Source organism: Streptomyces misionensis, assembly GCF_007896895.1.
Classification (GTDB): Bacteria; Actinomycetota; Actinomycetes; order Streptomycetales; family Streptomycetaceae; genus Streptomyces; species Streptomyces misionensis_A.
Genome location: NZ_VOGW01000191.1, coordinates 88,499 through 102,156 on the forward strand (window position 1 = coordinate 88,499; position 13,658 = coordinate 102,156).

The following is a 13,658-nucleotide window of genomic DNA, read 5'->3' on the forward strand; positions in this document are numbered from 1 at the left end:
ACATTGCTTGATCATACTTTCCGGGTGGGGCGGCCGCGGGGAACGCGGGCCGGTTCGGACACGGGCGGTCCATAGATCCTGCGGGCGTTGTCGCGGCCCGTCCAGGACGCGATCCGCAAGGCGTCGGTGAGAGTCAACTCATCGGCGTCCACCCGGCCTTGCAGCAGCTCGGCCAGGCCATGACGGAAGCAGAGGGCGCCCAGGTGGTGGAACTCGGCCACCCCGTACGCGTCGGAGCTGTACAGCAGTTTGCGGAACGGGGTGATCTCCAGGGCCTCCTCCAGCACCGCCCGCGCCCGCGCCGGGCCGGTGTGGTGCAGGGCCAGTCCCACGTCCAGGTACACCCCCTCGAACACCGCGGCGAGGTAGGCGGCTTGGCGCTGGTACGGCCAGCAGTGCAGCAGCAGGACCGGGACGGTGCCGGCGACGCGGTGCAGCCAGTCGGTGAGCAGCGCGGGGTCCGCCCGGTGCAGCCGTACGTCCGCGTCCCCGAAGCCGGTGTGCAGTTGCAGGGGCAGGCCCAGGTCGACGGCGGTCCACAGCAGGTGGCGGACCAGGACCGGGTCCGTCAGCCGGCCGCCGGTGGCGAGCCAGCGGGCGGCCGCGTCGGTCACCTCGGCGTCCGCCGGCCGCCGGGGATCGAGGGCGAACCCGGTGCGGTAGGCGGCGACCGACTTCACCGCCACCACTCCGGGCCGCCGCACCGCCTCCTCGGCCGCCGCGCGGAGGACGGCCGGGTACTCCCCGGCCTCCACGCCCCGCGCGGCCACCGCCTCGGCGAGCTGCTCCAGCCGTACCACCTCGCACGCCACCGCGCCCGCCGCGCGGGCCAGTTGGGCGGGGGAGGTGATCGGCTGCGGGGTGTAGCCGGTGTCCACGCAGAACGTCCCGACGCCCGCGGCGGACAGGAACCGCCGGTTCACCTCCTGCCAGCCGAGTTCCGCGCGCCGGGCCACGTACGCGTCCGGCGGCGCGTGCCGGGGGAGGTCCAGCAGCGGTGCCGAGTGCCGTCGTACGGCGATGCCCACCGGGCTGTCGAAGGGCGAGACGCCGGGCCAGGACTCGCCCTCGGTGAGCAGGGACTCGAACTCGTGGAAGGTGAGGTCGGCGGTCACCGCGCCGTGGCAGTGGTGGTCCACCAACTCCAGTGCGGCCAGCGCCTCGTGGACCGCTCCGGTGGGCGTCATGCTCAGTACGTCCAGCGGTAGGCCGCCGCCACGCGCGCGTCGTCCAGGCCCTCGACGGCCGCCGCCTCGCCGAGCCGTACGGCGCTCACCGCGTCCGCGAGGACCGGGCCGAGCGCGGCCCGCAGCACCTCGTCGCCCCGGAACTCCCGCACCGCCTCGGGCAGCGACGCGGGCAGCCGCCGCACCCCGAGCGCCGCCGCCTCGTCCGCGCCGTAGCGGGCCGGGTCGCCGGTGATCTCCTCGGGGAGCCGCAGGCCGGCCGCGAGCCCGTCGAGTCCGGCGGCGAGCAGGCAACCGAGCGCCAGATGGGGGTTGGCGGCCAGATCGACCGGCTTCACCTCCAGGTTGGCGTCCTGGTGCCGGCGGCCCGTGGTGCCGGTGACCAGGCGCAGTGCCGCCTCCCGGGTCTCACGGCCCCAGGCGGTGAACACCCCGGCCCACTGGGAGGGGCGCAGCCGCAGATAGCTGGCCGGGCTGGGCGCGGTGACCGCCGTCAGCGCGGGCAGCCGGGCGAGGATCCCGGCCGCGAAGGACTCCGCGTCGGGCGTCAGGCCGTACCGGCGCTCGCCGCCCGCGTGCAGGTTCGCCCCGTCGCGCCAGCAGGACAGGTGCACGTGGCCGCCGTTGCCGACGCTCCCGGCGAGGACCGCCGGGGAGAACGACACCCGCAGGCCGTGCCGCCCGGCCACCGCCCGGATCGTCTGCCGCACCAGCACGCTGCGGTCGGCCGCCGCCACCGGGTCCAGCGCGCCCGTGGACAGCTCGAACTGCCCGGCCGCGTACTCGGGATGGACCTGGTCGACGTCCACGTCCTGGGCGGCGAGCGCGGCCAGCAGATCGGCGAGGTAGTCGCTCAGCTCCACCTGCCGGATCGCCCCGTACGCCGGTCCGGACGCCGCCGGCACGAACTCCCCGGCGGGCGCCGAGCCGAGCCCGACCGCCCACTCGATCTCGATCGCCGCCTTGAAGCCGAGCCCGTGCCGGTCGGCCGCCTCCGTGACGGTACGGCGCAGGAAGGTGCGGGCGCAGCCGGGGTGCCGGTCGCCCTCCTGGGTGATCCGGTCCACCGGCGCCCACGCCCAGCCGGGCTGTCCGGCCAGCACCACCAGGTGATCGAGGTCCGGGTAGAGCCGCAGGTCGCCGTCGGGGGAGCCGAGGACGTCGGTGGTGACGATCGAGTCGTCGGCGAGGAAGGTGTCGAACACCGGGGACATCCCGACGCCCCAGGAGACGGCGGCCTCCAGCCGGGCCGTCGGGATCGTCTTCACCCGGGTGACGCCGGCCGTGTCCACATAGGCCAGGACGATGCCGCGCACCCCCTGGGCGGCCAGGGCGGCGGTGAGCGGGGCGACCCGGCACAGGTCGGCGGGGCGCCCGCCGGGCACGGGGTCGGCAAGCGTGGTCATGCGTCTCCTCCGCGGGCTCGGCCCGGTGGGGCGTCAGGGTTTCACGGCGACCGCGCCGAGCTGCGGCACCGCTTCGGCGTCCGGCCCGGCGCGCCACTGCGAGCAGGGCACCAGTCCCGGCTCCAGCACGTCGAGGCCGTCCAGGAAGGAGGCGATCTCGGCGCGGCTCCGGGCGGTGATCGGCGGGGTGGCGTGGGCGTTCCAGAACTCCATCGCGGCGGTGTTGCCCGCGCCGCCCGCTCCGGGGTCGGTGGTGGGGTGGGTGAGCACCAGATGGCTGCCGGAGGGCAGCGCCGCCAGCAGCCGCCGCACGATGTCCCGGGCCTCGTCGGTGTCCAGGACGAAGTTCAGGATGCCCAGCATCATCAGCGCGACCGGCCGCTCCAGGTCCAGGGTGTCGGCGGCGCGCCGCACGATGGCGTCCGGGTCGTGCACATCGGCGTCCACGTAGTCCGTGACGCCTTCGGGGGAGCTGGTCAGCAGTGAGCGGGCGTGCACCAGCACGATCGGGTCGTTGTCGACGTACACCACCCGCGACTCGGGGGCGACGCGCTGCGCGATCTCGTGGGTGTTCGCCACGGTGGGCAGGCCGGTGCCCACGTCCAGGAACTGCCGTATGCCCCGCTCGGCGGTGACGAAGCGCACCGCCCGCGCCAGGAACTCCCGGTCCGCGCGGGCCACCCCCCGGATCACCGGGAACATCCCCGCGACCTGCTCGCCGACCCGCTGGTCCACCTCGTAGTGGTCCTTGCCGCCGATCCAGTAGTTCCACACCCGGGCGTTGTGCGCCACGGAGGTGTCCAGTCGCGCCGGTCCGGTCGTCACGGCTTCCCCGTCGGTCACGTCATTCGCCCCTCTCCCGTGCGGATGGCCCGCCGTCATTGTGCCGCCCGGTGATCGCGCTGTCCCGGGAACCGCGCACGGTCGGCGGTTCGGGGCGGTCCCGGGACGTTCCGGCCCATGAGGGACACTGGGTGGGTACCCTGACCCCCGCCCGGAAGCAGGCCATGCCCGTCACGCCCACGCCCCTCCTCGACACCTCCCGCTCGTCGGCCGGTCCCGTGGACATCCGCCTCGTCGTCACCGACATGGACGGAACCCTGCTGGACGACGCCAAGCGGATACCGGACGGCCTGTGGCCGATGCTCGTCGAACTGCGCCGGCGCGGGGTGCTGTTCAGCCCGGCGAGCGGGCGCCAGTACGCCACGCTCGCGCGGCAGTTCGAGGACGTCGCCGAGGGCATGGTGTTCATCGCGGAGAACGGCGCCTATGTCGTGCGCGACGGCGCCGAACTGAGCTCCGACCCGCTCGACCGCTCCGTCGCGGCCGGGGTCGCCCGGGCGGTCCGGCGCCTGGCCGCGGACGGCGGGGACGCGGGCGCCGTCGTCTGCGGCAAGCGGGCGGCGTACGTGGAGCGGACCGACGAGGCGTTCCTGGCGGAGGTGCGCCGCTACTACGTCGAGCACCGCGTCGTCGACGACGTCACCGCGGTGGACGACGACTTCGTCAAGGTCGCCGTCTTCGACTTCGGCTCCGCCGAACGCTCCACCGCCCCCGCGCTCGCCCCCTTCGCCGCCACCCACCAGGTGGTCGTCTCCGGCGAGCACTGGGTGGACGTCATGAACCCGACCGCGAACAAGGGCACCGCCCTGCGCGGTCTCCAGCGCGCCCTCGGCGTCAGCCCCGCCCAGACCATGGTCTTCGGCGACTACCTCAACGACCTGGAGATGCTCGACGCCGCCGACTGGTCCTTCGCCATGGCCAACGCCCACCCGGAGGTCATCCGCCGGGCTCGCCACGTGGCGCCGTCGAACAACGACAACGGGGTGCTGCGGACGATCGCCCGGGTGCTGGGGCTGGACTGAACGGGCTCGCGCCTCGTCGCGCGGCCGCACGCGGGCGGCGGCGCGGCGGGGTCAGGAGGCTCGTCGCAGGCAGTCCTCCGCCACGCCCTTGTCGAGTGCCGCCCGCACCAACGCGGCGGCCAGGACGGCGGGTTCGGTGTCCTTCGCGAGTTCCGTGAGCTTGGCGGGGTCCTTCGGCAGGCCGAGGCGTTCGGCGCCGGAGAGGGCCTTGCCGTCCAGGTAGGGGCCCAGCTCCGGCCAGACGCGCTGGGCCTCGCGCAGGAAGATGTCGGCGCCGGCCGGGCCGATGCCGGGCTCCTCCTGGAGCAGCCGCTTCAGCTCCCCGGTGTCGCCGTGCGCCTCCTCGTGCAGCCGGCGCAGATCGCCGCCCCAGCGCTCGTCCAGCAGCTCGGCGCCGTCCCCGAGCTGGGTCGCCGTGCGCTCGTCGTAGCGCCGGTAGCCGCCCCGGCCCAGCGCGTCCACCCGCTGCTGCCAGTCCGCGGCGGCCATCCGGCGCGGACTGTCCAGCCGGTCCTCGTGCAGGGCGCGGGCGGCGGCCACCGCCACCGAGGCCCGGATGCGGGCGCTGAGCAGGAGCGACAGCACCAGCAGCCGGTACAGCGGCTGCGGGGTGTCCGCGAGCCGGATGCCCGCCTCCTCGGCGTACGTCCGCCCGTACGCGGACACCAGCTCCCGCACCACCCGCTCGTCGCGGTTCACGGCCCCGGCTTGAGCGGATCGTGGCCCAGTGTCATCAGCCGGTGCCTGCGGCGGGTGTCCTCGGGCGCCCGCTCGGGCTCCGGCTCGTCCTCCATGTCCACCAGGTCACCGACGGTGTCGACGACCTCGTACATCACGCGGACGTCGTCGTCGGTGAGGTCGGTGCGGCGCTTCTGGAGGATCGCGAGCACATGCCGCCCGGTCGCGGTGCCGGCCTCGTCGGGCAGCGGCTCCGCCGCCTCCTCGGCGTCCCGGACCCTGAGCCAGGCCGCGAGCTCCGCCGAGGTCATGTTGACCGCGCGGTGGAAGTCCTCCCACAGCGCCTCGGTCTCCAGGGAATCGGCCATGGGGCTCCCCTTTCGTACGAGAACTGCCGGTGGTGGGATCCGTCAGCGCGGGTGGTTCTCCGCCTCGAACATCCAGCGCTCCTTCTCCAGGTCGGCGGTGATCGAGATCAGCAGGTCCTGGGTCACCGGGTCCGCCTCGTCGGTCGCCGTGATCCGCTCGCGCAGCCGGACGATGGCCGCCTCCAGCGCCGAGACCATCAGCTCGACCACCTCGGTGTCGCGCAGCCAGCCCTCCTTCGTGCCGGGCAGCGCGAAGGCGGCCGCGATCGTCTCGGGCCGGCCGTCCGGCGGCACGCCCAGCGCGGCGGCCCGCTCGGCGACCGTGTCGGAGTGGGTACGGGCCGTCGCGACGACCTCGTCCAGCTGGAGGTGGATCGAGCGGAACCGGGGACCGACGATGTTCCAGTGCGCCTGCTTCCCGATCAGCGACAGGCCCAGCAGATCGACCAGGGTGTCCTGGAGTGCGGGCCCGGTGATCCCGAGCGCCTTCTCGGACAGCGTGCTCTTCACCACGGTCATGGTGCCTGCGTCCCCTTTCATCAGTGTCGTACGGCTTTCGACTCCTCCGTACGATCTCGTCCGAAAGGGCGGGTGCCCAGCGTCGGGGCGCGCAAACGGCCCAGCTCAGCGGGGCAGTACCCGGTCCAGGAAGCGGAGGGTCTCGGCGAAGGCCTCGTCCTTCACCGTCTCGTGGAAGACCTCGTGCCGCGCGCCGGGGAAGATCCGCTCGGTCAGGTCGCCGCCGCTGAGCCGCTCGACGCCGGTGCGGCTGCCGGGCAGCGGCACCAGCCGGTCGTCGTCCCCGTGCAGCCACAGCAGTGGCAGCCCGCCGACGTCACCGCCCTCGGCGACGGCGTCCAGGGTCCGGACGAACGCCTGGAGGGTGGGCCGCTTCATCGGGCCGTGCCACACCAGGGGATCGGCGGCGTACGCGGCGCCCACCGCCGGGTCGCGGGAGAGCGCGGACGGGCTGACCGGGGTGTCCGGGATCTCGGGCAGCGCCAGCAGGCGGCCGGGCAGCTCCCAGGCGCCGATCACCGGGCCGGACAGGATCAGCGCGCGCAGTCCGGCGCGGTACCGCTGGGCGTAGCGGGCCGCGATCAGGCCGCCCATGGAGTGGCCGACCAGGACCAGCGGCAGCCCCGGGTGGGCGGCCCCGGCCAGCTCGGCCACCGCGTGCAGATCGGTGACCACGTCCTCGAAGTCCTCGATCAGCACCCGCTCGCCGGCCGACCGGCCGTGTCCCATGTGGTCGGGCGCGTACACGGCGGCCCCGTGCCCGGTGAGCACCGCGGCGAGCGCGTCGTAGCGGCCCGCGTGCTCGCCGTAGCCGTGCGCCAGCAGGGCGAGGAAGCGCGGTGCGGGGTGGGGCCACTCGCGGACGGCCAGCTCCCCACGGGTGCCGTCGAGGGTGTGCGCGCGAACGTGGGGCATCTCTCCTCCTGCTGCCTCGGTGCGTCTGCGGAGGATCTTCCCAGGGGGCCGCCCGGGGGTCTATAGTCCAAAACTAGCAGTGCTAATTAAGTGTTGTCCGGTCCGTGCTGATCCACAGCGTCGTAGGTCAGGAGTCGAACCCGTGCGTCCCGTCCACTTCGCGGCCGCCCGCCGCACCCCCATCGGCAAGCTGCGCGGCGCCCTGTCGTCCGTGCGGCCCGACGACCTCGCCGCGACCGTCATCCGCCATCTGGTCGCCGAGGTGCCCGCGCTCGATCCCGCCCGCATCGACGACGTCTACTGGGGCGCGGCCAACCAGGCGGGCGAGGACAACCGCAACGTCGCCCGGATGGCCGTCCTGCTCGCCGGGCTGCCCGAGTCCGTGCCCGGCGCCACCGTCAACCGGCTGTGCGCCTCCGGCCTGGAAGCCGTCACCGCCGCCGCCCGCACCATCGCCGCGGGCGAGGCCGACATCGTGATCGCCGGCGGCTCCGAGTCGATGAGCCGCGCCCCCTTCGTGCTGCCCCGCCCCGACGAGGCCCTGCCACAGCGCATCGAGACCTACGACACCCGGCTCGGCTGGCGCCTGGTCAACCCCGCCATGAAGGAGCTGCACGGACTGCTCGCCATGGGCGAGACCGCCGAGGAGGTCGCCGAACGTCACGGCATCTCCCGGGCCCGGCAGGACGAGTTCGCGCTGCGCAGCCATCAACTCGCCGCCGCCGCACGCAAGAACGGCCACTTCGACCGCGAACTCCTGCCCGTCGAACGGCCCGACGGCGTCGTGGTCGAGCAGGACGAGTGCGTCCGCGAGGACACCTCGCTGGAGAAGCTGTCCCGTCTCAAGCCGGTCTTCCGCGCCGGCGGCACGGTCACCGCGGGCAACGCCTCCCCGATGAACGACGGCGCCGCCGGTCTGCTGCTGGTCAGCGAGGAGGCGCTTTCGGAGCTGGGCCTGGAGTCCCTCGGCCGCTACGTCGCCGGCGCCTCCGCGGGCGTCCAACCCGATGTGATGGGCCTCGGCCCGGTCCCCGCCACCCGCAAGGCCCTGACCCGGGCCGGCTGGGCGACCGGCGACCTCCAGGAGGCCGAGTTCAACGAGGCGTTCGCCGCCCAGGCCCTCGCCTGCGTCGACCAGCTCGGCATCGACCCCGGCCTGGTCAACCCCACCGGCGGCGCCATCGCCCTCGGCCACCCCCTCGGCTGCTCGGGCGCCCGCATCCTGACCACCCTGCTGCACCGCATGCGCCGCACCGGCGCCCGGCGCGGGCTCGCCACCATGTGCGTGGGCGTGGGGCAGGGCACCGCGATGCTGGTCGAGCGGGACTAGCGCTGCGACCGGAAAGGTCCACCGGCTCGCGACGCCCGGCAGACCTTTTCGGCCACTGCACCAGCAAGCCACGCTTCCCGTCAAGGGATCGGTACCACCGTCGGCCCCCGGGCCGCAGCAAGGAACGGAGCAGCACCCCATGGCAACCCTGTCCGTCGCCGCCATCCTGGCCGAGAACGCCAGGCGCCGCCCCGCCAAGACCGCCCTCGTGGAAGGGGAGAGGCGGCTGAGTTTCGGCGCGGCCTGGCGGACGGCGCTGGCCCAGGCGGGTGCGCTCACCGGCCTCGGCATACGGCCGGGCGACCGGGTCGCCCTCATGGCCCCCAACACCGCGGAGTTCCCGCTCGCCTACTACGCGATCGCCGCGGCCGGCGGTGTCGTCGTCCCGGTGCACCTGCTGCTGTCGGCCGGCGAGGTCGAGCACGTGCTGAGGGACAGCGGGGCCTCCCTGCTCCTCGTCCACCCGGCGCAGGCCGGGACCGGACGCGCCGCCGCCGACGCCGTCGGCGTCCAGGTGGTCACCCTGGGCGACGAGTTCGACCGGCTCGCCACCGACGCCGAACCGCTGACCTCGTACGTCACCCGGGCCGCCGACGACCCGGCCGTGATCCTCTACACCAGCGGCACCACCGGCGTTCCCAAGGGCGCCGTGCTCAGCCACTTCAACCTGGTGATGAACGCGACCGTGTGCGCCTTCGACGCCAACGACATCCGCCCCGACGACATCGCCCTCGGCGCGCTGCCCCTGTTCCACGCCTTCGGCCAGACCGTCTCGCTCAACTCCACCTGGCGGGCGGGCGCCACGCTCGTGCTGCTGCCCCGCTTCGACGCGGCCCGCGCCATCGAGCTGATGGTGAAGGAGGACGTCAACACCTTCCACGGCGTGCCCACCATGTTCGTCGCGCTCGCGGGCGCCGCGGCCGACACCGACGTGCTGCCCGCACTGCGGGTGTGCATCTCCGGCGGGGCCTCGCTGCCCGTCGCCGTCCTGGAGCGGTTCGAGGCCGCGTTCGGCGCGCGGATCTACGAGGGGTACGGGCTGTCGGAGACCTCGCCGACCGCCACCGTCAACCAGCCGGTGTTCGGCACCAAGGTCGGCACCATCGGCCACCCGCTGTGGGGCGTCGACGCGGAGATCGCGCGCGCCGAGGTGGAGGGCCGGATCGAACTGCTGCCGCCCGGCGAGCTGGGCGAGGTCGTCATCCGCGGCCACAACGTCTTCTCCGGCTACCTCGGCCGCCCGGAGGCCACCGAAGAGGCCCTGGTCGACGGCTGGTTCCGCACCGGCGACCTCGGCACCAAGGACGAGCAGGGCTTCCTCAGGATCGTCGACCGCAAGAAGGACGTCATCATCCGCGGCGGCTACAACGTCTATCCGCGCGAGGTGGAGGAGGTCCTGGTGCGCCACCCCGGCGTCGCCCAGGTCGCCGTCATCGGCCTGCCCGACGAACTGCACGGCGAGGAGGTCTGCGCGGTCGTCGTCCCGGCACCGGGCAGCGCCCCCGACGCCGCCGCCCTCACCGAGTGGTCCAAGGAACACCTCGGCCGCCACAAGTACCCGCGGCGCGTGGAGTTCACCGACGAACTGCCGCTCGGCCCGAGCATGAAGGTCCTCAAGCGGGAACTGCGGACGCGCTTCACGGGCTGACGACCGGCCCCCGCCGGAATTCGCCGACGCGGGACCGATGCATGCGCCTAGCATCGGTCTCCGCATGAACATGATGACGCTCTGGCACCTGTCCGGCTGGGAGTTCGCCGCCCTGGCCCTCGCCGCCCTGCTCGTCGGCTTCTCCAAGACCGCGGTCAGCGGGGCCAACACGGTCAGCCTCGCCGTCTTCGCCGCGATCCTGCCGGCCCGCGCCTCCACCGGCATCCTGCTGCCGGTCCTGATCGCCGGCGATGTGCTCGCCGTCCTCACCTACCGGCGCCACGCCCACTGGCCCACCCTGGGGCGGCTGTTCCCGGCCGTCGCGGTCGGCGTGGTGGTCGGCACGCTGTTCCTGCTGTGGGCGGGCGACGGGATCGTACGGACCTCGATCGGCGCGATCCTGCTGCTGATGGCCGGGGTCACGCTGTGGCGACGGCGCGGGGCGGACGGCGGGGCGGGGCAGGCGCCGGACGCGGTGACGACCCGCTCCGGCCGGCTCAAGGCCCGCTCCTACGGCGTGCTCGGCGGGTTCACCACGATGGTCGCCAACGCGGGCGGACCCGTGATGTCGCTGTACCTCCTCTCCGCGGGCTTCCGGAAACTGGGCTTCCTCGGCACCTCGGCGTTCTTCTTCCTGATCGTGAACGTCTCCAAGGTCCCCTTCAGCGCCGGACTCGGCCTGATCGACGGCCACTCGCTGCTCCTCGACGCCGCCCTCGTGCCCTTCGTCGTGCCCGGCGCCCTGTTCGGCAAGTGGGCCGTCCACCGGATCGACCAACGGCTCTTCGAACAACTGGTGATCGCGGCGACGGTCGTCGGCGGCGTGCAACTGCTGGTGCGCTAGTGCTGTGGCCGGAAGCCGCGAGCCGGTGAACCTTTCCGGTCGCAGCACCAGGGTCCTTCGTTCGACGACAGCGCGGCGAGGCCCGGTGCCGGGCCCGCGAGCCCGGGATGATCCGGACGAGAGGTCCTAACGCCCGTCCGCGCCGTCCCCGAGCCCCAGCAGCGCGGGTACGTCCGCGAAGGAGTCCACCACGTGGTCGGGCGTGCCGCTCGCCCGCTCCAGGACCTCCTGCTGGAACTTGCCCGTCCGTACCAGCACCCCGGTGAGTCCCGCCCGCTGTGCCGCGAGGACGTCCGTCTCGACGTCGTCGCCCACCATCAGCGCGTGCCGCGCCGGGACGCCGAGCCGGGACAGCGCCGCCGCGAAGAAGGCCCCGGACGGCTTGCCCGTGACCTCGGCCTCGACACGGGCGGCCCGTTCGAGTCCGAGGAGGAACGCCCCCGAGTCGAGCTGGAGGCCGGCGTCGGTGCGCCAGTACAGGTTGCGGTGCATGGCGATCAGCCGGGCACCGTGCTGGAGATGCCCGAAGGCCCGGTTGAGCGCGGTGTAGTCGAACTCCGGCCCGGCCCCGCCGAGTACGACCACCTCGGGATCGTCCTCCACCAGGGTGACGCCCGCCAGATCCGCCGCGATGTCCCCGCTGTTGAGGAGCAGACAGCGGGCGCCGGGCCGGTGCTCGGCGAGATGGGCGGCGGTGACGGCCGGCGCGGTGAGCACGTCCCGCTCGTCCACCGCGAACCCGGCCGCCGCCAGCGTCCCGGCGACGGACGCCCGGGTCCGCGACGTCGTATTGGTGACCAGGAGCACCTCCAGCCCGGCCGCCCGCACCCGGCGCAGCGCCGCCACGGCACCCGGCAGCGGCCGCCAGGACACGGTGAGCACACCGTCGATGTCGACCAGCAGGGCCCGCACGGAGGCGAGGGACCCGGCCCCGGCCTCCGCGGCCCGCGCGGACTCCTCGGACTGCATGCCTCGACGGTAACGGCCCGACGGCCGGGCCGCTCCCTGCCGTCTCGTGGCAGCGGTCCATGGCCCGACGGGCCCTTGCGGCCTCGTCGGCGGTCTGCGATCCGGCGGTCCGGCGGTCGGGCGGGCCCTTGCCACCCGGAGGGCGGGTTGTGGCCCGGCGGTCCGGTGGCCCCCGCCACCTCGTAGGCTCACCCCCATGTCCTCGCAGCCCACCGAACCGCGGCCCGGGCCGCCCGCCCCGTCCGCCGGGCGGTCACCGGCCCCGGGAGCCGCGCCGGGCGGGCCGCCCCGGCACGTCCTCGTCCTCGGCGGCACCGCCGAGGCCCGCCGGCTCGCGGCCGGGCTGGCGGCGCACCCCGGCGGGGTGCGCGTGACGACCTCCCTGGCCGGCCGGACCACCCGGCCCTGGACGCCGGCGGGGGAGGTGCGCACCGGCGGCTTCGGCGGGGCCGACGGACTCGCCGACTGGCTGCGGGCCCACCACGTGGACGCCCTGGTCGACGCCACCCACCCCTTCGCCGAGTCGATCACGGTTCACGCGGCCCGCGCGGCGGCGGCCACCGGGGTGCCGGCGGTCGTGCTGCGCCGCCCCGGCTGGCGACCGGTCCCCGGCGACCGCTGGTACGACGTCCCGTCCCTGGCCGGGGCCGCCGAGGCGCTGCCCGCCCTCGGCCGCCGGGTGTTCCTCACCACCGGGCGCCTGGGCCTGGCCGCCTTCGCGCACCTGACGGACCACCACTTCCTGGTGCGCTCGGTGGAGCCCCCGGACCCGCCACTGCCCCCGGACACCGAAGTGCTCCTGGCCCGCGGCCCGTTCACCCTTCCCGACGAACGCGACCTGCTGCGCGCGCACCGCGTCGACGTCCTGGTGACCAAGGACAGCGGCGGCGAGGCCACGGCCGCGAAACTCACGGCCGCACGCGAACTGGGCCTGCCGGTCGTCGTCGTACGCCGCCCGCCGCTGCCGCCGGGTGTGGCGGCGGTCGCGGACGTACCGGCCGTACTGCACCGGCTGGGCCTGGGCCAGGAGTGAGCGGTCCGCCTACCGCCGGCCGGGGTTCCTCCGCAGCAGGTAGGTGTCCATGATCCACCCCTTGCGCTCCCGGGCCTCGGCCCGCACCCGCTCGATCTCCGGTGCGGCCTCGGCGAGCGGCCCGGAGACGAGGATCTCGTCCGGGGTGCCGATGTAGGCGCCCCAGTAGATGTCGATGTCCTCGTCCGCGTACCGCCGGAAGGTCTGGTGGGCGTCGAGCATCACGACCACGTCGTCCACCCCCTCCGGGAAGCCCTCGGCGAGCCGGCGCCCGGTGGTGATCTGCACGGGCCGGGCGACCCGGTTCAGTCCCGTGCGGTGCCGGGCGACCAGCGCGGAGACGCTGCTCACCCCCGGCACCACGTCGTACTCGAACGCGACCGCGCACCGCTCCAGCACCTCCTCCAGGATGCCCAGCGTGCTGTCGTAGAGCGCCGGGTCCCCCCACACCAGGAAGGCGCCGGTCTCGTCCTCGCCCAACTCCTCGGCGATCATGCGCTCGTAGATGCCGGCGCGGGCGCTGCGCCAGTCCCCGACGGCCGGCGAGTACGCCGAACCGCCCGCCGCGCGGTCCCGCTCCGGGTCCCGGGCCTCGACCACCCGGTACGCACCCGCGGGCAGATGCGCGTCCAGCATGTCCCGGCGCAGCTGGGTGAGATCGCTCTTCGCCTCGCCCTTGTCGAGCAGGAAGAACACGTCCGTGCCGCGCAGCGCACCGACCGCCTGCAAGGTCAGCTGCCGGGGGTCGCCCGAACCGATACCGATGACATGAATCTTTCGCACGCCACCGAGTCTGCCGTATGCCACCGGCCGCGCGTCCCCCGCCTCCGGGCGCCGCGCCTCAGGGGCCGAGCCGGGGCGCCTCGACCACGGCGTCCACGGGCCCGGCGCCCCCC

General features: G+C 74.3%; 14 protein-coding genes. 5 read left to right on the forward strand and 9 right to left on the reverse strand.

What is annotated here, in order from left to right:
- Positions 1–11: 11 nt before the first annotated feature.
- The 3 genes from FRZ03_RS34910 to FRZ03_RS34920 are packed head-to-tail and all read right to left on the reverse strand — an operon-like array spanning position 12 to position 3,436.
- Positions 12–1,187 carry an amidohydrolase family protein gene (locus FRZ03_RS34910; protein WP_146469067.1) on the reverse strand — a complete coding sequence of 392 codons (1,176 nt, stop codon included), beginning with the start codon at positions 1,185–1,187 and terminating at the stop codon, positions 12–14.
- Positions 1,188–1,189: 2 nt separating this feature from the next.
- Positions 1,190–2,593 carry a type I glutamate--ammonia ligase gene (locus FRZ03_RS34915; protein ID WP_146469068.1) on the reverse strand — a complete coding sequence of 468 codons (1,404 nt, stop codon included), beginning with the start codon at positions 2,591–2,593 and terminating at the stop codon, positions 1,190–1,192.
- Between the two features lie 33 nt (positions 2,594–2,626).
- Entirely contained in the window at positions 2,627–3,436 is an 810-nt protein-coding gene (locus FRZ03_RS34920; protein ID WP_261399474.1) for an SAM-dependent methyltransferase, read from the reverse strand.
- Positions 3,437–3,600: 164 nt separating this feature from the next.
- Here FRZ03_RS34920 and FRZ03_RS34925 point away from each other — a divergent pair, with 164 nt between their 5' ends.
- Positions 3,601–4,458: a Cof-type HAD-IIB family hydrolase gene (locus FRZ03_RS34925; protein ID WP_146469084.1), complete on the forward strand. Its 858-nt coding sequence runs from the start codon at positions 3,601–3,603 to the stop codon at positions 4,456–4,458.
- 51 nt (positions 4,459–4,509) lie between these two features.
- On the opposite strand, the gene FRZ03_RS34930 is transcribed toward FRZ03_RS34925, so the two are convergent.
- From FRZ03_RS34930 to FRZ03_RS34945, 4 genes are all read right to left on the reverse strand, one after another.
- A complete protein-coding gene (locus tag FRZ03_RS34930) occupies positions 4,510–5,157 on the reverse strand; it encodes an endonuclease (protein ID WP_146469070.1) in 648 nt (215 codons plus the stop codon).
- A complete protein-coding gene (locus FRZ03_RS34935; protein ID WP_146469071.1) occupies positions 5,154–5,504 on the reverse strand; it encodes a DUF3140 domain-containing protein in 351 nt (116 codons plus the stop codon). The genes FRZ03_RS34930 and FRZ03_RS34935 overlap by 4 nt, the downstream gene beginning before the upstream one ends.
- A gap of 42 nt (positions 5,505–5,546) precedes the next feature.
- Positions 5,547–6,023, reverse strand: a complete 477-nt coding sequence (locus FRZ03_RS34940) for a Dps family protein (protein WP_146469072.1) — start codon at positions 6,021–6,023, stop codon at positions 5,547–5,549.
- 105 nt (positions 6,024–6,128) lie between these two features.
- A complete protein-coding gene (locus FRZ03_RS34945; protein ID WP_146469073.1) occupies positions 6,129–6,938 on the reverse strand; it encodes an alpha/beta hydrolase in 810 nt (269 codons plus the stop codon).
- 142 nt (positions 6,939–7,080) lie between these two features.
- Between FRZ03_RS34945 and FRZ03_RS34950 the strand changes: the two genes are divergently transcribed.
- From FRZ03_RS34950 to FRZ03_RS34960, 3 genes are all read left to right on the forward strand, one after another.
- Positions 7,081–8,268 (forward strand): thiolase family protein, encoded by a 1,188-nt coding sequence (locus tag FRZ03_RS34950; RefSeq protein ID WP_146469074.1) that lies wholly within the window; start codon positions 7,081–7,083, stop codon positions 8,266–8,268.
- A 139-nt stretch (positions 8,269–8,407) separates the two neighbouring features.
- On the forward strand, positions 8,408–9,916 hold the full coding sequence (locus FRZ03_RS34955; RefSeq protein ID WP_146469075.1) for a long-chain-fatty-acid--CoA ligase: 1,509 nt from the start codon (positions 8,408–8,410) through the stop codon (positions 9,914–9,916).
- A 64-nt stretch (positions 9,917–9,980) separates the two neighbouring features.
- Positions 9,981–10,760 (forward strand): sulfite exporter TauE/SafE family protein, encoded by a 780-nt coding sequence (locus tag FRZ03_RS34960; protein WP_146469076.1) that lies wholly within the window; start codon positions 9,981–9,983, stop codon positions 10,758–10,760.
- 126 nt (positions 10,761–10,886) lie between these two features.
- On the opposite strand, the gene FRZ03_RS34965 is transcribed toward FRZ03_RS34960, so the two are convergent.
- Positions 10,887–11,729: an HAD-IIA family hydrolase gene (locus FRZ03_RS34965; RefSeq protein ID WP_186785791.1), complete on the reverse strand. Its 843-nt coding sequence runs from the start codon at positions 11,727–11,729 to the stop codon at positions 10,887–10,889.
- Positions 11,730–11,925: 196 nt separating this feature from the next.
- Between FRZ03_RS34965 and FRZ03_RS34970 the strand changes: the two genes are divergently transcribed.
- Complete coding sequence (locus tag FRZ03_RS34970; protein WP_146469077.1) at positions 11,926–12,762, forward strand: cobalt-precorrin-6A reductase; 837 nt, start codon at positions 11,926–11,928, stop codon at positions 12,760–12,762.
- Positions 12,763–12,771: 9 nt separating this feature from the next.
- Here the strand turns inward: FRZ03_RS34970 and cobF are convergent, their stop codons facing one another.
- On the reverse strand, positions 12,772–13,545 hold the full coding sequence (gene cobF, locus FRZ03_RS34975) for a precorrin-6A synthase (deacetylating) (RefSeq protein WP_146469078.1): 774 nt from the start codon (positions 13,543–13,545) through the stop codon (positions 12,772–12,774).
- Positions 13,546–13,658 lie beyond the last annotated feature (113 nt).

Excerpts from the sequence above, each read along its gene's own strand:
- FRZ03_RS34910 (WP_146469067.1), bottom strand. The coding sequence starts at position 1,187 with ATGACGCCCACCGGAGCGGTCCACGAGGCGCTGGCCGCACTGGAGTTG.
- FRZ03_RS34915 (WP_146469068.1), bottom strand. The coding sequence starts at position 2,593 with ATGACCACGCTTGCCGACCCCGTGCCCGGCGGGCGCCCCGCCGACCTG.
- FRZ03_RS34925 (WP_146469084.1), top strand. The coding sequence starts at position 3,601 with ATGCCCGTCACGCCCACGCCCCTCCTCGACACCTCCCGCTCGTCGGCC.
- FRZ03_RS34935 (WP_146469071.1), bottom strand. The coding sequence starts at position 5,504 with ATGGCCGATTCCCTGGAGACCGAGGCGCTGTGGGAGGACTTCCACCGC.
- FRZ03_RS34940 (WP_146469072.1), bottom strand. The coding sequence starts at position 6,023 with ATGACCGTGGTGAAGAGCACGCTGTCCGAGAAGGCGCTCGGGATCACC.
- FRZ03_RS34945 (WP_146469073.1), bottom strand. The coding sequence starts at position 6,938 with ATGCCCCACGTTCGCGCGCACACCCTCGACGGCACCCGTGGGGAGCTG.
- FRZ03_RS34955 (WP_146469075.1), top strand. The coding sequence starts at position 8,408 with ATGGCAACCCTGTCCGTCGCCGCCATCCTGGCCGAGAACGCCAGGCGC.
- FRZ03_RS34960 (WP_146469076.1), top strand. The coding sequence starts at position 9,981 with ATGAACATGATGACGCTCTGGCACCTGTCCGGCTGGGAGTTCGCCGCC.
- FRZ03_RS34965 (WP_186785791.1), bottom strand. The coding sequence starts at position 11,729 with ATGCAGTCCGAGGAGTCCGCGCGGGCCGCGGAGGCCGGGGCCGGGTCC.
- FRZ03_RS34970 (WP_146469077.1), top strand. The coding sequence starts at position 11,926 with ATGTCCTCGCAGCCCACCGAACCGCGGCCCGGGCCGCCCGCCCCGTCC.